We start from the raw sequence: 20,379 nt of genomic DNA, 5'->3' as shown, positions 1-20,379 counted from the left end.
CTGGGTCAAGGTCAACCTTCAACTCCGAGTGATCTGGGTCATGGCGACCTCGGCAGCCTTCCTGACGCGCGGATCGAGGTCGGCGAGCAGCGGCCGCACGTGCTCGACACCAGCGGGATCACGCAGGCGCCCGTAAGCCTCCGCGGCACGGGCCCGGACCAGCGCGTCGGTGTGCTTGGTCCAGTGCTCCAGGCTCTGCCGATTCCAATCCGGCTTGTGGCCGTGCAACCACACGTAGGCGCGCAGGATCCGCGGATCGTCCGAAGGACACCAGTGCCCTGGATTGTCGATGCGGGCCAACGCACGCCCGGCCGCGTAACGAACCGCCTTGCGGTCGTGACGGAAGAACAGGTGCCAGAGCGTCGGCACCGCGCGGGGATCACCGATGCGCCCCAACGCGTGTGCTGCCCCTCCGGCGTGCCGGGTGTCGCAAAGGCGGATCAGCGGCGTCACGGCACGTTCGTCGCCGTGCCGGACCAGCACGCGTGCCGCCCGGTCTCGCACCATCACATCCGGGTCGTCACACGCCATGATCACCGCATCGACGACCTCGGCACCCCCGATCCGGTCCAGCGCCCACAGCACGTAGGCCCGCACGTCCGCACTGCTGTGCCCGAGCAACCTGACCAGTGCCGGAACCGCATCAGCGGAGCCGATCTTGCCCAGCGCCTCGATGTGGTGGTGCGGAAACTCAGCGTTCTGCGCGGCCTCGCTCAACGGGCCCACCGCCTCGACGACCCGCAACTCGCCCAGCGCGAACGGAGCTTCGTACCACCACGTCGGGTCAGGCAGCGCTTCGATCAACCGCGGCACCACGTCCGCCGCATTCCGGTGCAACCACGCCCGGTCGTTGCGCCACGGCACGTCCCACGGGCTGAAAGCCCACTCCTGCAAGGCAGCTTCCGCGTCCGGCCCGCCGATAGCGGTCAGCCTGGCCCTCGCGGCGAGACGAGCCCAGCGCTCCTCGGGCCTGAGCACGACCGTGCGCAGAACCTCGATCTCTTCCGCCGACGCCTCACCGCTGAGCGACTCGATCGCGGCGACGGAGGAACCCTCGGGGCCGTCGAGAACCTTGCGCAGCAAGCGTTCCCGGTCGAGAAGCCCGGCTCTGCGAGCGGCCAGCACGGCGATGCGGTTCTCCCAGTCGTCCTCGGAGTCCCACCACTGTTCGGCCAGCTCCGCCACCGCCGGTGTGTTCAAGTTGATCGGCCTGGCAAAGAGATCGTCGATCGCCCACTTGGTCTCGTGTCCTGGCCGCTCTCGGTAGTCGGCGAGCAACTGAGGCAGCATGCCCGCGTCCATCAGGACGACCGGTTGCCACGAGCTCTCCGGCGGATCTACGACCTCGCCGGCCGCCAGCGCTTCGTTCACCAGCGCCGCGTCCGGCACGAGATGCACCTTCGCGGGCGTGGGCTTCGACCAGCCCGGATCCGGCTGCAACGCCTCCACCGCGCGGAGAACCCGCCAGGGAATCCCCTGGCGGGTCAGGTCCACTCCGGTACCGGGAACCGCGTGCAGCCACGCCGCCTGAACAGCCGCCCACCCGCCGTCACGTTCCTCGACGATGCGGGCGACCCGCTCCAGGTAGTCCGTGAACAACTCGCTGGTTCGAGTGAGCTGCCCCTGGTGTGCCCGCCGAGCGATCCGGCGTGCCTTCGCGATCCCCATCAAGCCATTGAACCCGAGTCAGGTCACGGCACCCAGTGGTTTCCGGTCACCGTGATCATCACCTGCAGCTGGATGCTCGACGCGAAGTAGTCGTCGCTCCCGATCGGCGTCTGCACCATCTTGTTCCACAACGAGTCCAGCCAGGCCTGGCTGCCGGGATCCGTCGTGGCCGCCACCGCGAACGGCGCGAAGAACGCCGCCGACACGTCGCTGGACAGCTGCGTGCCGTTGAGCTGGTAGCCGACGCGGATGTTCCCGGGGTTGCCGCCGAACTTGGACCGAGCCCACGTGTTGAGCTTGCGCGCGGCGATGAGGGACTTGGAGTCACCGCCGGTCGCCGCGTCCGCACCGATCCGCCACGGCACCCGGCAGGCGTTCCACCAGTACTTGCCGTCGCCCAGCTCGTCCTCCAGCACCTTCCCGGCCGGTGGGCGCGGCGTCGAGTTCGTCCGCTCCACGAAGTCGGGCAGCAGACCCGTGGAGGGCGCGAAGTTCTGCTGCATCGTGGTCATCAGGTTCTGGTGGGCGTTGCGGATGGTGTCCCACGCCGAGTCGCCGGTGGCCTTGCGGAACGCGCGGAAGTGGTCGGCCATCCAGTCCGACGACCGGGTCACGTAGTAGCGCGGGTCCGACGAGTTGGCCCAGTCGCCGGGGCGCAGCAGGTTCGTCGACGGGTTGACCAGGCTGCGCTTGATCGCGTTGATGTGCCTGATCGCGATCTGCTTGTAGTTGTGGGTGCCGGAGCTGCCCCACTGGCGGTCGGCGAGCAGCAGGCCGTACGCGACGTCCATGTCGCCGTCCGTCGCGGAGTCGCTGCCGTTGACGCTGACGCAGTCGTCGTTCTGCTCGGACGCCATCAGGTCGGAGTCGATGACCGACGGGTGGTCGTTGCGCCACTTCACGAAGCCGTCGAAGATCCTGCGCGCGTCCGGGTCGACGCCGGCCATCGTCGCGACGATCACCATGCCGTAGCCCTGTGCCTCGGCGACGTAGGTGTGGTCGGCGTCGGCCGCGAGCACCTGGGACCACGCGCTGTTGCAGTTGTGCCGCAGGAAGGCTGACTTCCAGCGCTGGTAGTAGTCCACGACAGCGGCGTCCAAAGTGGACGTGCCGCCGGACGGACGGAGGATCCCGGCCGCGTAAGGCTGCTTCCGGCTGCCGAACGGGTAACCGAGCCCAGGAACAGGCGGAGTGGTCGTGGTCGTCGTCGTCGTGGTGGTCGGCGGTGTGCCGCCACCCACGCCGTAGACCTCGAACTCCCACAGCGAGTATCCCCACGCCGTTCCGCGCGCCGTGCCGTAGACCCGCACGTACCGGCCGGAGCCGGAGAGCGTCAAGTCGTCGACTCCACCGTCACCGGCAGCCGTCGAGTACACGTCGGTCCACGCCGAACCGTCGGCGGACGTCTGCACGCGGTACGACCTCGCGTACGCGGCCTCCCAGTTCAACCGGACCCGGCTGATCGTGTGCGCCGAGCCCAGGTCGACCCGCAGCCACTCCGGGTCGTGCCCTTCCGCGGAGGCCCAGCGCGACGACGTGTTGCCGTCGACCGCCTTGCCCGCCTCGAAGCCGGCCCCCTCGATCGAGGAGGCGGTCGCCGCCTTGCCGCGGGAGACCAGTGGATCCGCCGCCGATGCACTGATCGTCCCTGCCGCGAGCAGACCGAGCACGAGCCCGGCTGCCCCTAACGCCCAACGTCTGCCGCCCACGACCGCCTCCAGCAATTGGTTAACAAAGCTTCCAATGCGAGTTCGGCGACGGTAAGCAGGTCACACCCCCTGGACAAGAGGTGCAGACCTCTACCACCCACGAAAACGGTTACAGCGGCCGGATGTTGCTCGATCGGACAGTGATCAATCAGTTCCAGACCTCGCGGACGGCCTCAGCCACCGACGCGGCCTGCGCCAGCCCCGCCTCGGCGGCCGGCCGGCGCCGGGCCGGGTCCAGCAGGTTCGACCCGATCGCGGCCAGCGCGGCCTTGTCCGGGCTCACCACGATCGACGGCACCCCGAGCCGGGCGGCCTGCGCGCCAGGAGTCGCCGCCGGGCTCGCCGCCCGCGTCAACGGCGCCACGACCACGACCTTCGAGTACCCGGCGGCGAGATCCACGTTGGCCGCGGACCGCATCCCGCCGTCCATGTACCGGCGGCCGTTGATCGTGACCGGCGGCCACACCAGCGGCACCGCGCAGCTCGACGCCACCGCCTTCACCAGCGGCACCCCGCTGTCCCGGTCGAAGGCCACGAACTTCCCGTCCGCGGTGTCCACAGCGGTCACCTTCAACGCCCGCGCAGGCCAGTCCTCAATGGACAGCCGATGCTCGAACACGGCCAATCGAGACGCTTCGGAAGGCGTCCGGGCCTTCAACGCGGCACGACCCAGCCGCGCGCGTTTGGCCGCGGCGGTCCCCGGCATCACGTAGGAGAGCGCATACCTGAGGACCATCCAGTTGGTCAGCCGCGCCGGGATCTCCCCATCGGGCGGCAACAGCTGGCCCTCGTACAGGTCACTCAACGAGGCACCGCCCGCCAACTGCGTGGCCACCACCGACCCGGCCGACGTCCCGACGAACAGGTCCGCATCTGTCAGGTCGACACCCTCAAGTGCGAGCCCGTGCAAAATCCCTGTCTCCCAAGCGATTCCGGTGACACCGCCGCCACCCAGGACCAACGCCCGCTCTCCAGCCATGCCGCCCATCCTATGGAGTGAGACGAGTTCCTGGTCCATGGTCGACCTTGGTAGCCTTTACGGCGAAGCCGAGAAGCGCTGCAACGGGCCGTTCGACGCCTGCCACGCTCGGCCTTGCACCACCGAAACAAGGGCGCTTCCGACATTTCGGGAGCGCGCATGGGTGATCTCCAGTCACTGCTGAACCAGCGGATCGCCGTGCTCGACGGCGCCTGGGGCACGATGTTCCAGCAGGCCAAACTCTCCCCCGCCGACTACTACGGCACCGAGTTCGGCGACCACCACCTGGACGTGGCCGGAGACCCGGACCTGCTCAACCTAACCCGCCCGGACCTGGTGCTCGACGTGCACCGGCAGTACCTCGCGGCGGGCGCGGACATCACGACCACGAACACGTTCACCGCGACCACCATCGGCCAGGCCGACTACGGCCTCGAGCACCGGGTGCGCGACATGAACATCGCGGGCGCCCGGCTCGCCCGCCAGGCCGCGGACGAGTTCGGCGGCCGCTTCGTCGCCGGCTCCGTCGGGCCGCTCAACGTGACGCTGAGCCTCTCTCCCAAGGTCGAGGACCCCGCGTATCGCGCCGTCACGTTCGAGCAGGTCAAGGCCACCTATGTGGACCAGATCTCGGCGCTGGCCGAAGGCGGCGTCGACCTGCTGCTCATCGAGACGATCTTCGACACGCTCAACTGCAAGGCCGCCATCACCGCCGCCCGCGAGGTCGCGCCGGACCTGCCGCTGTGGATCTCGGTGACGATCGTCGACCTGTCCGGCCGCACGCTGTCGGGCCAGACCGTCGAGGCGTTCTGGAACTCGATCGAGCACGCGAAACCGCTGGTCGTGGGCGTGAACTGTTCGCTGGGCGTCGAGGAGATGCGCCCGCACGTCACGGACCTCGCGCGGCTCGCGGACACCTACGTGGCGTGCCACCCGAACGCCGGACTGCCCAACGCGTTCGGCGGCTACGACGAGACGCCGGACCAGACCGCGGCGCTGCTGCAGGACTTCGCCGGCAAGGGCATCGTCAACGTCGTCGGCGGGTGCTGCGGCACCTCTCCGTCGCACATCAAGGCCATCGCCGAAGCCGTCAGGGACAAGACCCCGCGCGAGGTCGTGAAGCCGCGCAACACCACCAGGTTCAGCGGCCTGGAGACGTTCGAGATCGGCGCGGACACCGGCTTCGTGATGATCGGTGAGCGCACCAACGTCACCGGCTCGGCGAAGTTCCGCCGGCTGATCGAGGCCGACGACCACCAGGCCGCCCTCGCGGTGGCGCTGGACCAGGTGCGCGGCGGCGCGAACCTGCTGGACGTCAACATGGACGCCGACCTGCTCGACGGCGAGCAGGCGATGACGACGTTCCTGAACCTCATCGCGACCGAGCCGGAGATCGCCCGCATCCCGGTGATGATCGACAGCTCCCGCTGGGGCGTGCTGCAGGCGGGCCTGAAGTGCGTGCAGGGCAAGGGCGTCGTGAACTCGATCAGCCTCAAGGAGGGCGAGGAGCCGTTCCTCGCCCAGGCGCGCACGATCCGCGACTACGGCGCCGGCGTCGTCGTGATGGCGTTCGACGAGCAGGGCCAGGCCGACACGACCGAACGCAAGGTCGAGATCTGCGGCCGCGCGTACGACCTGCTGACCCAGAAGCTCGGTTTCCCGGCTGAGGACATCATCTTCGACCCGAACGTGCTCGCGGTCGCCACCGGCATCGAGGAGCACAACGGGTACGCCAAGAACTTCATCGACGCGTTGCCGCTGATCAAGCAGCGATGTCCGGGCGCCCGCACCAGCGGCGGCATCTCGAACCTGTCGTTCTCCTTCCGCGGCAACGACGTCGTCCGCGAGGCCATGCACTCCGCGTTCCTGTTCCACGCCGTCAAGGCCGGTCTGGACATGGGCATCGTCAACGCCGGCCAGCTCGTCGTCTACCAGGACATCCAGCCGGAGCTGCTGGAACTGGTCGAGGACGTCATCTTCAACCGCCGTGAGGACGCGACCGACCGGCTCGTGACGCACGCGGACACCGTCAAGGGCCCCGGCCAGAAGCGCGTCGTGGACCTCTCCTGGCGCGAGGCCACCGTGGCCAAGCGCCTGGAGCACGCGATCCTGCACGGTGTCGTCGACTTCATCGAAGAGGACACCGAGGAGGCCCGGCAGCAGGCCCAGCGGCCGCTCGACGTGATCGAGGGCCCGCTGATGGACGGCATGAAGGTCGTCGGCGACCTGTTCGGCGCGGGCAAGATGTTCCTGCCCCAGGTGGTGAAGAGCGCCCGCGTGATGAAGCGCGCGGTCGCGTACCTGGAGCCGTTCATGGACGCCGAGCCCAAGGCGACGGCCGGCGGCAACGGCAAGGTCGTGCTCGCCACGGTCAAGGGCGACGTGCACGACATCGGCAAGAACATCGTCGGCGTCGTGCTGGGCTGCAACAACTACGAGGTGATCGACCTCGGGGTGATGGTCCCCGCGGCGAAGATCCTCGACACCGCGATCAAGGAGCACGCCGACGTCATCGGCCTGTCCGGACTGATCACGCCGTCGCTGGACGAGATGGTCTCGGTCGCCGAGGAGATGCAGCGGCGCGGCATGAAGCTGCCGTTGCTGATCGGCGGCGCCACCACGTCCCGCCAGCACACCGCCGTGAAGATCGCCCCGGTCTACGACGAGCCGGTCGTCCACGTCCTCGACGCGTCGCGCGTCGTCGGCGTGGTGTCCGACCTGCTGGACGACCGGCGCGGGCACGAGCTGAACATCGCGAACCGCTTGGAGCAGGCCCGGCTGCGCGAACAGCACGAGAACCGCAAGCAGGTGGCGTTGCTCAGCCTCGAAGCCGCTCGCGCAAACGCGGAAAAGGTCGATTTCACGGAATTGCCGACGCCGGCATTCACCGGAACCCGCGTCATGACGCCGACTCTGAGCGAACTGCACGAGTTCATCGACTGGACGTTCCTGTTCCTGGCCTGGGAACTCAAGGGCAAGTTCCCGGCGATCCTCGAGCAGCCGGTGGCGCGCGAACTCTACGACGACGCGACCACGTTGCTCGACGAAATCATCGCCAACGACTCCTTTGAGGCAAAGGGCGTCTACGGCTACTGGCCCGCGCATTCCGACGGCGACGACATCCTGCTGGACAACGGGGTGCGGATCCCGATGCTGCGCCAGCAGACGCAGAAGCCCCTGTCGCGCCCGAACCGCAGCCTGTCCGACTACGTGGCCCCGGAAGGCGACCACCTCGGCGGCTTCGCGGTCACGATCCTCGGCGCGGAGAAGCTGGCCGCGCACTACGAGGCCCGCAACGACGACTACCGCGCCATCATGGTGAAAGCGCTGGCCGACCGGCTCGCCGAGGCGTTCGCCGAGTGGATCCACCTGCGGGCGCGCCGCGACTGGTTCGAGCCGGACGCGCAACCGGACATGGCGGACCTGCACGCCGAGAAGTTCCGCGGCATCCGGCCCGCGCTCGGCTACCCCGCCTGCCCGGACCACACGGTGAAGCGCGAGCTGTTCGACCTGCTGGGCGCGGAGGAACTCGGGGTGAGCCTCACCGAGTCGTTCGCGATGAACCCGGCGGCGAGCGTGAGCGGCCTGATCTTCCAGCACCCGGAGGCGAAGTACTTCACCGTCGGGCGCCTCGGGCGTGACCAGGTCGAGGACTACGCGCGCCGGTACGGCAAGCCGCTGGCCGAGGTCGAACAGTGGTTGCGCCCCAACCTGGGATACGAACCGGCCTGACAGTCCGGCCTGACAAGTTCCGGAACGTGAAAGCGCTTCCCGGTATTGGGGTGCGTTATCCCTATTTGGCACCGTGCGATGTAGCATCGGCCGCTCCGAAGAGATCATTCACCCGTCGGTCGAGCGAGCCCGAGGTCATCCATGCGAGCTGCGGCGCTGGTGCTGGGTCTGGTGCTGTTATCCGGGTGCGGTGGTGCCGCCGGGACGGAAGCGCTGCCGCACGTCGGTTTCGTCGTCAAGCGCACCGGTGGGTCCTTCGCGCAGGAGATGACCAGCGGGTTCCACGAGGGCGTCGGCCGCATCGGTGGCGTCAGCGCGACCGTGACCGGACCTCCGGGGCAGGACGGGCACAAGGAAGTCGAGTTGTTCCGGGATTTGACGCTCGCCGCGAAAGGCGGAATCGCCGTCGCCACGTCCGAACCGGCGCTGATGGCACCGTCCATCGGTGATGCGCTGAGTCAACACGTCGCCGTGGTCGGTGTGGACATGCGACTCACCGCGAGTTCCGGCGTAAAACTTCACATCGGTAACGACAACTACGAACTCGGCGAAAAGCTGGCTGACGAGTTGATGCGCCGATTGCCCTCGGACGCGACCGGGACTGTGGTGCTGGGAAACACCGCGCCGGGACTCGCCGGCTTTGACGACCGGGCCGACGGCATTCGGGGGCGATTCGCCGAGAAGTTACCGGGAGTACTCGTGCTGGGGCCGTTCGACACGCAACGCGACGACGAAGCCAATCGTGACGCGTGGCGCCGGCTCGTTGCCGCGAACCCGGACGCCCTCGCGTTCGTTGGGACCGGAGACTGCGACGGGGTGAACCTCGCGGCGATCAGGACCGAGAAGGCGGCGAGGTGGCTGGTGGGCGGTTTCGGGGTCGACCCGAGAACGTTGCAGGCGGTGCGGGACGGCGCGATGGTGGCGACGATCTCACCTGAGCACTACCTCAAGGGCGCCGTGGCAGGCTGGTTGCTCGCACGCCACGCGACAGGTGTGGCGGCGCTGCCGGAAGGCTGGATCGAGACGCCGGGGCTGACGGTGACCACCGGGAACCTGGACTCGATCCTGCACCGGCAGGAGTCCGAAAAGGCGCGCAGGGAGTTCTTCCAGCCGCAGATCGACAGCTTCGTCGAAGATCCGACGAGCTGGGTGCGACCGTTGGAGCAGGCACGGTGAGGCTTTGGGAAGGCCGCGCGACCGCACGGGTGGCGACGGTGGGGCTGACGGCAGGGCTGCTGGTCCTGGCCGGACTGGCGCTGTGGAGCAGCATCAGCGCGCAGGCCACGACCGCGCACGTGCGGGCGCTCAACGACTCCAGCGAGCGGTGGAGCCGCGTGCTGGAGCACATCAACGTCGCCGACAACGCGTTGCGGGACCTGCAGGTCGCGCGCACCGAGCAGACGATCGAGCCGTTGCAGAACTCGGTCGGTTCCGCGCGCGGTGAGCTGGAGTGGCTGCGCACGCAGGGCCAGCCCGAGGACGTCGAAGACGCGACGAAGTTGTTGCCGCTGTACGACCAGACCACGGACATGCTCCGCAAGGTGATCGACAACGGCGACCAGCTGCAGGCCGGCCAGGCGGACCTGGCGCACTCGTCGTTGCGCCGCCAGATCTCCTCGACGATCGGCGCCAAGCGGCTCGACACCACCGAGTACCTGCGCGCGGCCGACGAGAAGAACGCGAGCCTGCGGGTCGCGCAGATCATGGCGTTCGTGCTGGACGCGTTCCTGGTGGGACTGTTCGGCATGGTCCTGCTGGGACACCGCCGCAAGATCCTGCGCCAGGCCGCGAAGAACGAGCACGAGGCGCACCACGACGCCCTGACGGGTCTGGCGAACCGGACGCTGCTCGCGCGGCGGATGGAACAGGCCGTCGTCAAGTCGTCGAAGAAGCACGAGCCGCTGGCGTTGCTGATCGTGGACCTCGACCGCTTCAAGGAGGTCAACGACTCGCTCGGGCACCACACCGGCGACCTGCTGCTGCGCCAGGTGGCCAACAGGTTGTCGTGGGCGGTGCGCGACACCGATCTGGTGGCCCGCCTGGGCGGCGACGAGTTCGCGGTGCTGCTGCCCGGTGTCGGCTCGGCCGAGAACGCCCGCATGGTCGCCGAGAAGATCCTGACCGCGCTGGCCATGCCGGTCACGCTGGAGGGTCTGGAGCTGGAGATCGCGGGCAGCATCGGTGTGGCGCTGTGCCCGGACGACTCCATCGACGGCCACGAACTGCTGCGGCACGCGGACATCGCGATGTACGCGGCCAAGCGCGACAAGTCCGGGGTGGCCGTTTACGACGCCCGCCTGCACGAACGCGGTGCCTCGCAGCTGACCGCGGTGACCGAGCTGCGGCACGCGATCGACCGCGGCGAGCTGTTCCTGCACTACCAGCCCAAGGCGTTGGCCGACACGGGCGCGGTGTGCGGTGTCGAGGCGTTGGCGCGCTGGCAGCACCCGACGCGCGGGCTGGTGCGGCCGGACGAGTTCATCCCGGTCGCCGAGGAGAACGGCCTCATCGAGCCGTTGACCCGGTACGTCATCGACGCTGCTCTGCGGCAGTGCCGGGCGTGGTCCGACGCGGGCTGGGAGGTGCCGGTCTCGGTGAACGTGGGCGCGGCCTGCCTGCACCACACCGAGTTCCCGGGCGACGTGGCGTCGTTGATCAAGCGCCACGGCCTGCCGGCGCGGTTGCTGACGCTGGAGATCACCGAGTCCGCGATCATCTCGGACCCGGACCGCGCGGTGGAGGTGTTGCGGGGCTTGACCGAGCTCGGCGTGCGACTGTCCATCGACGACTTCGGCACCGGCTACTCGTCGATCTCGTACCTGCGCAGCATGCGGGTGCACGAGATGAAGCTCGACCGGTCGTTCGTCACGCACATGTGCACCGACGCCGGCGACAGCGCGATCGTGCACGCCCTGGTGGCGCTGGCCCGCAACTTCGGGCTGCAGGCCGTTGCCGAGGGTGTGGAGGACCAGGACACCTGGACCGCGCTGGCCGAGGCCGGGTGCGACGTCGTGCAGGGGTACTTCCTCAGCGAGCCGTTGCCCGCCGAGGAAATCGTTGCCTGGCTAGGAGATCGGGCTGCGGCTCACGCGTAGGGCTGGTTGTCCCGCCACTGGTTGATGAACGGCTTCATGAACTCGACCATGGCGGGCAACTGGTCCGCGCACGAAAGGTACGCGATGACCCTGATGGCACCGACGGCGTTGACGAACTTCAGGACGTTCTCGTCGAGGTGCCTCAGGCCGTTCTTGTCGGCGCCGCGGTTGTAGGCCGCTTCGAGCTCTGGGCCGAGCGCGGCCAGGTCCCACTCGACGGGGCCGAACGTGATCAGCTCGAAGTCGCTGAACAACGGACCGTCGGTGCCCGCGAAGATGTTCGCGGGCGGTGAGTCGCCGTGGACGGGCTGCAGGTCGATGCCGGGGAACCTGGTGCGGAACGCGGTCTCGTCGCTGACGAGCGGTTCCAGGACCTCCCACTCCTGCTTGGCCCTGGCGAGGTCGGCCGGGTCGACGAGGTCGGGCTGGGCTTCGAGCCTGGCGAGGCCTTCGCGGACGAACCGCGGTTCCGCCGAGCCCATGAACGCCAGCTCGCCGGGGTAGTCGCGCAGGGCCTTGTGCAGGTCGGCGGTGAGCTCGGAGTTCCTGACGTAGTCCGGTTCCTGGCTCTTGTCCTCGTCGGTGAACGGCCAGAACGTGATCGAGAAGCCGTCCTTCTGCACGGGCTTGCGCGGTACGAGCGGGCTCGGCGCGATGACCGGGGTGCCCTGCTCGTGCAGCCACTGCGCCACGTCCAGTTCCTGCTGCTGGCGTTTGGCCAGGTCCTCGAGCGTGGTGGTGTGCGGCAGGACGGTCGGGATCCGGGCCACGACCGGCGACGGGGCAAGGTGCACCACGACTGAGAACAGTTCGTAGAGCACCTTGCCCTCGGTGATCTCAAGGCCGAGCTCGCGACCTGCTGCCACAGCGGCTTCCTTGGCCGCGTTGGTGCGTTGGGCGATCTGTTCAGGGGTCGCGAAGACTGTCATGGCACGATCGTGTCACGACCCGCCGATGATCCGCAGATCATTTACGCGCTTGCTGACCACGGCCGCGACCGCGCCGACCGCCATCGCGGGCACCAGCGTGACGAACCCTTCCACCGCGTTCTCGGCGTGCAGGGCGAAGGACGACACGAGCCCGAGGAACCAGGCCGACGGGTTGCCGAGCACCGAATGGGACCGCAGGCCGACGACGATCACGCCGACCGCGAACACGGTGAGCGGGATCGCGACCACCCCGACGAGTGGCGACAACAGCCCGATCGACGACTGCGCGGCGATGGCGAGCACCAGCCCGGCCCCCACGCACGCCAGCGAGCGCAGCCCCGAGCCCGGCCGGAGCAGCCAGGCGACCCATCCGACGAACAGCGCCCACACCGGCAGTCCGCCCAGAGCGACCGCGAACGAGGCGACGGCGGCGACGCAAGCGGCCGCGATCGTGATGCGAACAGGTGCCGCGGTCTTGACGGTGGGGCTCATCCGATTCCTCCGTAACGTTGCTAACAACTCTTGGTAGCGACGATAACACCGCTGCGTTATCAGCGCTACCTCATCCTGTTAACAGCGCTATACTCACCGTCATGGACACGAGAACGCGCATCTTGGAGGCCGCGGAGGAGCTGCTCGACACCTCCCCGGACCGCGACATCTCCACCAGGGCCGTGTGTGCGGCCGCCGGAGTCGGCGCGCCCGTGCTCTACCGGCTCTTCGGGGACAAGAACGGGCTGCTCAGCGCCGTGGTCGACTACGGGTTCGACCGCTACCTGGCCACGAAGCGGGAAGCCCTGCCGTCGGCCGACCCGGTGGCCGACCTGCGCAGCGGGTGGGACACGCACGTCGGCTTCGCCAGGGCGCACCCGACGGTGTACCGGATGATGTTCTCGCCTTCGTTCGACGCGGTGCCCGATGCCGCGAAGGAGGCGTTGCTGCTCCTGCGGCAGGTCCTCGAACGCTGTGCCGAGGCCGGTCGGCTGCGCATCGACCCGGAGACGGCCGCGCAGATCGTCATGTCCGCGAACGTCGGTGTCGCGCTGAGCATCGTCACGCAGCCCGAGACCTACGCCGACCCGACGCTCTCGACGCAGGTGCGCGACGCGGTCCACGCGAGGCTGCTCACGCCGGATCCGGACGCCGCGGCCCCGTCGACGGACGAAGCGAGTCTGCTCACCGCCTCGGTTCAACTGGCGGCGCTTCTCAGGACTCGTCGCACCGCGCTGGGCAAGGCGGAGACCGCGTTGATGCTCGAATGGCTCGACACGCTCGCCACGGGAGGCGTGTCGTGATGAGGTGGAATTGCTTTGCACAGCAATGGAATCGGCTGCCGTAACGCTCTTCTGCCGGGCGCAGATACCCAAGTGTCACCGCGCGCTTGGGAGGCGCCGTGCGGGTATTCATCTCATATGCCCAGGAAGACCGCCCACAAGCGGAACACCTGAAGCAGCGACTGCTGGATCTGGGGCACGCCCCCTGGTCCGACTCCGGCCTGCACGGCGGTCAGGCCTGGTGGGACGAGATCCTCAACCGGATCCGCGAGAGCGACGCCCTGCTGTTGCTGATCTCGCCCGCATTCCTCGCCTCGCAGGCGTGTCTGCTCGAACGGCAGTACGCGACCCTGCTCGGCAAGCACCTGGTACCCGTGATGGTGGCACCGGTGCCGCACCACGTTTTGCCTTCAGAGCTCGCGCCGCTGCAGATCGTCGACTACGTGCAGGCCAGCGAGGCTTCCGCGTACGCCTTCGCGCGCGCGGCGGCGACAATCCAGCCGGCGCAACAGTTGCCGCACCCGCTTCCCCCGCCGCCGCCCGTTCCACTGTCCTATCTGAACGGTCTACGTGATCGGATCGCCCGTCCGACGCTGACCATGGACGACCAGCTGAGCATCGTCGAGCAGCTGGGTCGCGGGACGCAGGCGGAGGACTCCGAGGAGCGCCGGGCCGCCCGCGAACTGCTGGAGATGTTCTGCCGCCGCACCGACCTCTACGAGTCGGCATCGCGCCGCGCACACGAACATCTTGTGCGCGGCCCGATCCCGCAGCCTCCACCCCAGCAGCTCGCGATGGCCGGTCCGCCGGTCGCGCGGCCTGCCACCGGAACGTCCACCACCGTCAAGGTGCTCGCCTGGATCGGCGCGGCCTTCATCGCGCTGATCGTGTTGATCTGGCTGATGATGCCCACCGAGCCTGTGTGCTACTTCGACACAGCGGTGGGCGCTTACGTTTGCTCCTGACGGTTCAGTGGTCGCAGCAGACGCGCTCGGCCCACTCCGGCTCGTGCCACCAGTGCTTGTTCTCCGCGGACGGGAACGGTTCGAGCGCGGCGGCGGTCGCGAGGAGCTGCGGCTGGTTCTGGTACGGCGCAAGCAGGTCCGGGATGTTGTGGACCTGTCCGCCGACCGCGACCAGCTTCACGTTCGCGGCGGTCTTGATGTCCGCCAAGGGGTTGCCCTCGACGAACGCGATGTCGGCCGGCGCACCGGGTTTGATCGTGCCGAGCGGCAGGCCGAGCCACTTCGCCGGGTTGCGGGTCGCGGTGATGAGCGCTTCCCGTGGCGTGAAGCCGTATTCGACCAGTGCGCGCAGGTTCATGTGCGTGGCGGTGGCCGGGCTGTCGAGCGGTGCGTCGGTGCCGCAGATGACGAAGCCGCCGCCGCGGTGGACCTTCAGGGCGAACTCGACCCAGCCCTGCAGGAGCGCGCGTGACGACGTGCCGGCCGGGGTGCCCTGGTTGTTGGCGTCGGCGAGGTTGCGCTCGTACTCCCACGGCGGGTACAGCACGCGGGTGCGTTCGTCGGTGGCGAGCGACTTGTCCTTGTCGTACAGGGCGCGCGACTGGAACAGGGTGGGCGTCATCGACATGCCGGAGCTGGTGAAGAGCGCGACCACGTCCTGGTAGGCGCGGCCCTGGCGAGTGATCGTGTGGGAGTAGCCGAGGCGGTTGGTGGCGCCGACGTGCTCCATGCCGTCCATGCCGATGTTGGCGGCCGGGTAGAGGTAGTGCGACGACAGCGGGACCTTCGACCGTTGCACGGCGGCTTTCTGCAGTTCGACGGGCAGACGCACGTAGGTCTTGATCATGTCGTAGCCGAGCTCGTTCGCGCGGCGGAGCTCCAGGTCGAGCTGGGCTTTGGAGAGCGTCGGGCGCATGAAGTTGTAGTAGACGCGGGAGCCGTCGACGGCCTCGCCGGTGGCGTAGAACCGGGGCCCGGTGAGGACTCCCGACGCGAGCGCCTCGCGGGTCTCGACCATCTGGTAGACCGGGTCGCCGGGCGAGCGGACGGTCGTGATGCCGTACGCCAGCCACACCAGGCCCTGGCGGGCGCCCCACTGGCGGCCGCGCAGGTGCCAGTGGTTGTGGGCGTCGATCAGGCCGGGGATGGCGGTGAGCTTGCTCGCGTCGACGTCGGCTTTGCCTTTGTGCGGCCGGATCTCCTTGATCTTGCCGTTCTCCAGGACGATGTCGACGTTGTGCTTGAGCTCGTGCGCCTCGCCGTCCCAGTAGGCGCCGACGCGGATCACCTTGCTGGCCGGGGCTTTCGGCCGGCGCCAGGTGAGGTCGTGCCGGATCGTGGTGACCTTGCCGTCCAGAGTGGACTTCCGGATCCGGCCGTTGTTCAGGTACACGAGCGCGTCGTTTCCGTGCCACGCCAACGAGTCCGTGACCTCGCGCGTGACCTGGCCCGGTTCGCCCTGAGGCGTGCCCTTGGCGTCGACCCGTACGACCCAGGCGACGCTCTCCACGACGAACGCGATGTGCTTGCCGTCCGGCGACCAGACGGGGCCGTCGTCGCCGCGCGTGGCGATCGACCGGAACGGCATCGGTTCCGCGTACTTGAGCTCGCCGGTGGTCAGGTCGATGCTCAGGATCTGGCTGGTGCCCTCGCGGAACCGGCGCGAGAACGGCTTCACCGCGGCCAGCGCGACCGTGTTGCCGTCCTTCGACCAGGTCGGCCGGCCTGGCTGGAACAGCGTGGGCGTGAGCTGACGGCGGCTCTGCTGGTCCGCGATCCAGACCTGACCGTCGTGGTCGAGGTAGGCGACCTTGGTGCCGTCCGGCGAGAACCGCGGCGCGGTCTGCGCGTGTGGTGCCGGCGCGAAAGCCTTGTCCTCCCCCGTTTTCAGGTCGCGCACCCACAGCTGCGCGACACCGCTGCGGTCGCTCGCGTAGACCAGCCTGGTCCCGTCCGGCGAGAAGTCCGGGTCGGAGTCGAAGTACTTGCCGTCGGTGAGCTTCGTGGCCTTGCCGTTGCTCAGCAGGTAGACGGCGTTCAGCGCGCGGAACGCGATCTTCGTGCCGTCCGGTGACACCACCGGGCTCGCAATCCCCTTGACCGGGCCGCCGGTGAGGTTCCTGGTGCGGGGCTGCCGCCTCTTCGTGCGCACCGGGACCGCGACCTCGAACGGGATGTCCTTTGTAGACGTTCCGGTGCGGAGCTTGATCTTGCCGTCCGCGGTGTAGAGAACGCTGTCGCCGTCCCAGATCGGCGCGAACCCGAAGACGTCCTCGTTGCTGGTGACCGCCGTCGTGCCGAGCATCAGGTCGGCCTGGCCGGGTCGGCTTCGCGTGTAGCTGGGCTGGTCGCCGGGCCCGAACGCGGCCCCGAACAGCTGGAACCCCGCGGGCGCCGTGACCAGTCGCTCCCGCTTGCCGTCCAGTGTCACGACGTCGATCGCGTTGTTGCCGACCGCGAAGATGATCCGCTTGCCGTCCTTGGACCACTGCGGCGCCGCGGCCTCGTCCGGCACCCCGGTGAGCTGCGTGATCGCGCCGGACTTCACGTCCAGCACGTGCACGCCGTAGCTGCCGGCGCGGTCGCTGACGAACGCGATCTTCGTGCCGTCCGGCGAGAAAGCGGGCTCGCGGTGGTCGTACCTGCCTTGTGTCAGCTGCTTGATGCCACCGTTCAGGCTGGTGACGTACAGGTGGTAGTTGCCGTCTCGATAGGACTGGAACGCGATCTGGTCACCCGGCCCGAAGCTCGGCAACGTGGCGTCCTGCAGCTCGTCGGTCAGTTTCCGCGCCCGGCCGCCCGTCGCCGGCAGCACCCAGATCGCGGTGACGAGGTCGATCGCGAGCCACTTGCCGTCTTTCGACCGCGACACCGAGATGTTGGTGCCCTGCGTCAGCTTCACGCCATCGGCACCTGCTTGTGCGGTACCGATGGTCAACGTGGACGCGGCGGTGGCGACGGCGGCCGCCTGCCCGGTGCGTGTCAGCAGTTCGCGGCGTGACAGATCCATGGCGTGGCACTCCCCCGGCGTTGATCCCCTAGGAGATCCACCCTGCCACCGCTCAAGCCGCGCACATCGGCCATTCGGTCTAGCGTCCGCTCCGTGGACTCGCCTCGACGTTCTTCTTGAGCCGCCCGAGGTCCGCGGCGATACTGCGCCGCACCTGCCACCGCATCAACGGCTCGGCCACCGCGAAGAACCCGCCGGGCGACCCGGTGGCCCGGATCGCCACCTTCGTCCCCTCGGGCACGTCCTCCAGCTCGTACCGCACGACCATCGGGAACGGCTTCTCGACCTTCATCTCGACGAGCCGGCCGGGTTCGTGCGCCGTCACGACATAGCCGTAGTCGAACGTGCGCCCCAGGAACTTCGCCGTGCGGACAACAGTCGCCCCTGCTTCGAGCGGCCCCGGCTGCTCAGGCCGGCTGGCGGTGATCCCACCCGTCCACGCGAGATCGTTGGCGGGATCGAACATGTACGCCGCGACCTCGCCCCGCGGCCTGCGCACGACGACCTCGGGCCGCACCTCCACGCTCATACCCGGACGCTAGTCCCACCAGAACGCCCACGCACCCTGCCCGACCAGGCGGTCCGCGTAGGCGTCCAGCGTGGGCGCGTCCAGGTTCGACCAGATGTTGTCCGGGCACAACGCGAAGTGCTCCGCCGCCACCAGCAACGCCTCATCCCGCGACTGCGGCGGCGCGGCCACGCTGAGGTGCAACGTGTCGTGCCCCTGCACCCCGACCACCCGCGCACCGAACCGCACCTCCCAGTCGCGGATGACGGCGACGACCTCCCCCATGTCACCGACGTAGTTCGCGGGCCCGGACCACCCCATCTCACCCAGCGCGTCCGCACCCCGATCCGCCGCCACGAGCCCGAGCCGCATCCGGGGATCGCCACCGAGCAGACTCGCCGCCAGCGCGAACGCCGCCCCGCCCGGATCCCCGGTGATCGGCAAGGCGGGCGCGAAGCCGGGCCAGTCCCGCCCGAACGGCGCCGTGACGTCGTCCTCTTCGTCTTCCTCGACGTACTCGTACCACCACTTCGGCAGCAGAACCGCGGGATCGTGCTCACCGGACCCCGCGGACACCAGCTCACCGCTGTCCCACGGCCCGTCCTGCCCCAGCACCAACGGCCACAGCCCGGGCTTCTCGCGTGCGATCGTCAGCCACTGGTCGGGCGTGGCCGGTCCGCGGCTCACCCACAACGCCGACGCACCGTCGCCGTGCACGATGTGGCCGGGCGGCAGTGCCAGCCCTTGGAGACGATCTTCGAGACTCACGCGCGCACGTTAGCGGGATTTGATGTTCATCGTGGCGAGCTCGACGGTCTCGGCGATCCTTCGTTGCCGGGTCTCCGGTTTGCGCGCCTGCACGACCCACTCGCTGATGAGCCGCTGCGAGGACGGCGCGAACGCATCGAAGTTCCGGCTTGCCGCGGGGTTGTCCGCGAGGGCGGCTTTGAGGTCGTCCGGGGTGCGGATCTCCCATCGGCCGGTGGCCTTGGCGTGGTCGATCAGCTCCTGGCCTTCAGGTGTCATCAGCCCGGCCGCGGTCATCCGCGCGGCCCGCTCGCGGTTCTTGGCGCTCCAGCCGCTGGAGGACCTGCGCGGGCTGAACCGCAGCGCCGAGCTGTGCTGGTCCTGCTTGCGGTGGTGGCTGTCGATCCAGCCGAAGCACAGCGCGTGCTCGATCGCCTGCTCGTAGCGGATCGTGCTCACCGGGCTGTCCTTGTGGTGGATCAGCAGCCACACCTCCTTCTCGCTGCCGGCGTTGCTCGCGAGCCAGGAACGCCAGTCGTCGGTGGTGGTGGCGAGGAACGTGTTCATGAACCCAGCATCGCCCGCAAAGTGCTCATCAACTGAGCACTTTGCGGGGGAGACGTGCCGAGGCTGGATGGTGAGCACATCTCGCGGACCGCGCCGGCGCCTTGATGCGGTGCGTCTTCCCGTAACTCGCCAGGAGCAGGTGCCGGGCGTGTGCTCGCAACGTGCCAGGCCAGGCGCCGAGCCCGCCCGAAACCCGCCAGGGCCAAATGTCGAGGGCCTCCCTTGGAACGCGCCAGCGACTGGATGCCGCGCGCCTCCCCACAGCACGCCAGGGCCAGACGCCGGGCGCACCGGAACTCGCCAGGGCCAAACGTCGAGGAGCTCCCTTGGTACGCGCCAGCGACTGGATGCCGCGCGCCTCCCCCACCACGCCAGGGCCAGGCGTCGAACGCACCGGAACTCGCCACGGCCAGATGCCGACCGCATCCCGTACGACGCACCAGGACCAGACGCCGAGCGCTTCCCCGAAACACACCCGAGCCAGACGCCGAGCGCCTCCCCGCAACGCGCCAGCGTCTAGATGCTGAGCGCCTCCCGCGGAACGCTCCAGCACCAGACGCTGAGCCCCCGCAACACGCCGGAGTCGGACGCCGAACGCATTCCGCGGAATTCGCCCGCACCAGACGCCGAGCACCCCCGCAACGCGCCCACCGGCAAAGCCACAGCAGCGCCTAGAGGACGAGGGCGCCTTCGATTCGGGCCACCATCGCGTCCTCGGAGTCCACGACCACGCCGTCGGCCTCGGCCACCTCGCGGCTGATCGCCAGCACGGCGCGCGGGAAGGACGCGGCGTCCTCGGGTGAGCGGGCCGCGAGGATCTTCATCGAGCGGCGCAGGGCTTCGAGGATGACGGGCTCGATCTCCTCGTCGGTGCCGGCGGGCACGGACGGGCGGGCGCCGCCCAGGACGGTGCGGAGGTCGGGTGAGAGGTGGGACATCGCGCGCAGGCCGGCGAAGCGTTCCTCCAGCACTGGGCCGGGGTCGGCGTGGGAGACCAGCAGCATGGCGCCGTACACGGCGGTGCGCAGCGTGCGGCTCTCCTCGTCGGTGTAGAAGATCATGGGCCCCACCCTATGTCGGCTCGTCGGGACGTCGGTCAACGGTTGTGGCCGTTCCGGCTCTTGTTCCGGAACGGCGGGCGCCGGAAGCGTGACCTGCATGAAAACGTTAAGCAGGTCGCTCACAGCGGCCGCGGT

The 20,379-nt window shown here is 68.9% G+C and carries 15 protein-coding genes; 5 read left to right on the top strand and 10 right to left on the bottom strand.

Features of this window, described 5'->3' with window-relative positions:
• Positions 1 to 18: 18 nt before the first annotated feature.
• The 3 genes from LFM09_RS21655 to LFM09_RS21645 all read right to left on the bottom strand — a co-directional run bounded on the left by LFM09_RS21655 (position 19) and on the right by LFM09_RS21645 (position 4,356).
• Positions 19 to 1,668, bottom strand: a complete 1,650-nt coding sequence (locus LFM09_RS21655) for a HEAT repeat domain-containing protein (RefSeq protein WP_414098335.1) — start codon at positions 1,666 to 1,668, stop codon at positions 19 to 21.
• Between the two features lie 23 nt (positions 1,669 to 1,691).
• Positions 1,692 to 3,377 (bottom strand): glycosyl hydrolase family 8, encoded by a 1,686-nt coding sequence (locus LFM09_RS21650; RefSeq protein ID WP_414098334.1) that lies wholly within the window; start codon positions 3,375 to 3,377, stop codon positions 1,692 to 1,694.
• 148 nt (positions 3,378 to 3,525) lie between these two features.
• Positions 3,526 to 4,356 (bottom strand): patatin-like phospholipase family protein, encoded by an 831-nt coding sequence (locus LFM09_RS21645; RefSeq protein WP_414098333.1) that lies wholly within the window; start codon positions 4,354 to 4,356, stop codon positions 3,526 to 3,528.
• Between the two features lie 159 nt (positions 4,357 to 4,515).
• Between LFM09_RS21645 and metH the strand changes: the two genes are divergently transcribed.
• From metH to LFM09_RS21630, 3 genes are all read left to right on the top strand, one after another.
• The gene (metH, locus tag LFM09_RS21640; protein ID WP_414098332.1) at positions 4,516 to 8,088 is read left to right on the top strand and encodes a methionine synthase; all 3,573 of its coding nucleotides are present in this window, start codon (positions 4,516 to 4,518) and stop codon (positions 8,086 to 8,088) included.
• Between the two features lie 141 nt (positions 8,089 to 8,229).
• Positions 8,230 to 9,264, top strand: coding sequence for a sugar ABC transporter substrate-binding protein (locus tag LFM09_RS21635; RefSeq protein ID WP_414098331.1), 1,035 nt, complete (start codon positions 8,230 to 8,232; stop codon positions 9,262 to 9,264).
• Positions 9,261 to 11,183, top strand: a complete 1,923-nt coding sequence (locus LFM09_RS21630; protein ID WP_414098330.1) for a putative bifunctional diguanylate cyclase/phosphodiesterase — start codon at positions 9,261 to 9,263, stop codon at positions 11,181 to 11,183. Before LFM09_RS21635 ends, LFM09_RS21630 begins: the two co-directional genes overlap by 4 nt.
• Here the strand turns inward: LFM09_RS21630 and LFM09_RS21625 are convergent.
• Together LFM09_RS21625 and LFM09_RS21620 are read right to left on the bottom strand one after the other, a co-directional pair.
• Complete coding sequence (locus LFM09_RS21625; protein ID WP_414098329.1) at positions 11,174 to 12,112, bottom strand: phosphotransferase; 939 nt, start codon at positions 12,110 to 12,112, stop codon at positions 11,174 to 11,176. The two genes, LFM09_RS21630 and LFM09_RS21625, sit on opposite strands and share 10 nt — an antisense overlap.
• 12 nt (positions 12,113 to 12,124) lie before the next feature.
• On the bottom strand, positions 12,125 to 12,604 hold the full coding sequence (locus tag LFM09_RS21620; RefSeq protein WP_414098328.1) for a DUF1097 domain-containing protein: 480 nt from the start codon (positions 12,602 to 12,604) through the stop codon (positions 12,125 to 12,127).
• Between the two features lie 101 nt (positions 12,605 to 12,705).
• On the opposite strand from LFM09_RS21620, the gene LFM09_RS21615 reads away from it, so the two are divergent.
• A complete protein-coding gene (locus LFM09_RS21615) occupies positions 12,706 to 13,407 on the top strand; it encodes a TetR/AcrR family transcriptional regulator (protein WP_414098327.1) in 702 nt (233 codons plus the stop codon).
• 98 nt (positions 13,408 to 13,505) lie between these two features.
• The gene (locus LFM09_RS21610; RefSeq protein WP_414098326.1) at positions 13,506 to 14,351 is read left to right on the top strand and encodes a toll/interleukin-1 receptor domain-containing protein; all 846 of its coding nucleotides are present in this window, start codon (positions 13,506 to 13,508) and stop codon (positions 14,349 to 14,351) included.
• A gap of 4 nt (positions 14,352 to 14,355) precedes the next feature.
• Here LFM09_RS21610 and LFM09_RS21605 read toward each other — a convergent pair whose 3' ends face one another.
• From LFM09_RS21605 to LFM09_RS21585, 5 genes are all read right to left on the bottom strand, one after another.
• Positions 14,356 to 17,361, bottom strand: a complete 3,006-nt coding sequence (locus tag LFM09_RS21605) for an amidohydrolase family protein (RefSeq protein ID WP_414098325.1) — start codon at positions 17,359 to 17,361, stop codon at positions 14,356 to 14,358.
• 79 nt (positions 17,362 to 17,440) lie between these two features.
• On the bottom strand, positions 17,441 to 17,890 hold the full coding sequence (locus tag LFM09_RS21600) for an SRPBCC family protein (protein ID WP_414098324.1): 450 nt from the start codon (positions 17,888 to 17,890) through the stop codon (positions 17,441 to 17,443).
• 9 nt (positions 17,891 to 17,899) lie between these two features.
• Positions 17,900 to 18,637: a DUF4253 domain-containing protein gene (locus LFM09_RS21595; RefSeq protein ID WP_414098323.1), complete on the bottom strand. Its 738-nt coding sequence runs from the start codon at positions 18,635 to 18,637 to the stop codon at positions 17,900 to 17,902.
• 9 nt (positions 18,638 to 18,646) lie between these two features.
• On the bottom strand, positions 18,647 to 19,183 hold the full coding sequence (locus LFM09_RS21590) for a YdeI/OmpD-associated family protein (protein WP_414098322.1): 537 nt from the start codon (positions 19,181 to 19,183) through the stop codon (positions 18,647 to 18,649).
• Between the two features lie 671 nt (positions 19,184 to 19,854).
• Positions 19,855 to 20,244 carry a hypothetical protein gene (locus LFM09_RS21585; protein ID WP_414098321.1) on the bottom strand — a complete coding sequence of 130 codons (390 nt, stop codon included), beginning with the start codon at positions 20,242 to 20,244 and terminating at the stop codon, positions 19,855 to 19,857.
• Positions 20,245 to 20,379: the final 135 nt, after the last annotated feature.

It is taken from the genome of Lentzea alba, from assembly GCF_047445655.1.
Lineage (GTDB): Bacteria > Actinomycetota > Actinomycetes > Mycobacteriales > Pseudonocardiaceae > Lentzea > Lentzea alba_A.
This window is presented reverse-complemented; position numbering and strand designations above follow the sequence as displayed.

Excerpts from the sequence above, each read along its gene's own strand:
- LFM09_RS21655 (WP_414098335.1), bottom strand. The coding sequence starts at position 1,668 with ATGGGGATCGCGAAGGCACGCCGGATCGCTCGGCGGGCACACCAGGGG.
- LFM09_RS21645 (WP_414098333.1), bottom strand. The coding sequence starts at position 4,356 with ATGGCTGGAGAGCGGGCGTTGGTCCTGGGTGGCGGCGGTGTCACCGGA.
- metH (WP_414098332.1), top strand. The coding sequence starts at position 4,516 with ATGGGTGATCTCCAGTCACTGCTGAACCAGCGGATCGCCGTGCTCGAC.
- LFM09_RS21635 (WP_414098331.1), top strand. The coding sequence starts at position 8,230 with ATGCGAGCTGCGGCGCTGGTGCTGGGTCTGGTGCTGTTATCCGGGTGC.
- LFM09_RS21625 (WP_414098329.1), bottom strand. The coding sequence starts at position 12,112 with ATGACAGTCTTCGCGACCCCTGAACAGATCGCCCAACGCACCAACGCG.
- LFM09_RS21620 (WP_414098328.1), bottom strand. The coding sequence starts at position 12,604 with ATGAGCCCCACCGTCAAGACCGCGGCACCTGTTCGCATCACGATCGCG.
- LFM09_RS21615 (WP_414098327.1), top strand. The coding sequence starts at position 12,706 with ATGGACACGAGAACGCGCATCTTGGAGGCCGCGGAGGAGCTGCTCGAC.
- LFM09_RS21605 (WP_414098325.1), bottom strand. The coding sequence starts at position 17,361 with ATGGATCTGTCACGCCGCGAACTGCTGACACGCACCGGGCAGGCGGCC.
- LFM09_RS21600 (WP_414098324.1), bottom strand. The coding sequence starts at position 17,890 with ATGAGCGTGGAGGTGCGGCCCGAGGTCGTCGTGCGCAGGCCGCGGGGC.
- LFM09_RS21590 (WP_414098322.1), bottom strand. The coding sequence starts at position 19,183 with ATGAACACGTTCCTCGCCACCACCACCGACGACTGGCGTTCCTGGCTC.
- LFM09_RS21585 (WP_414098321.1), bottom strand. The coding sequence starts at position 20,244 with ATGATCTTCTACACCGACGAGGAGAGCCGCACGCTGCGCACCGCCGTG.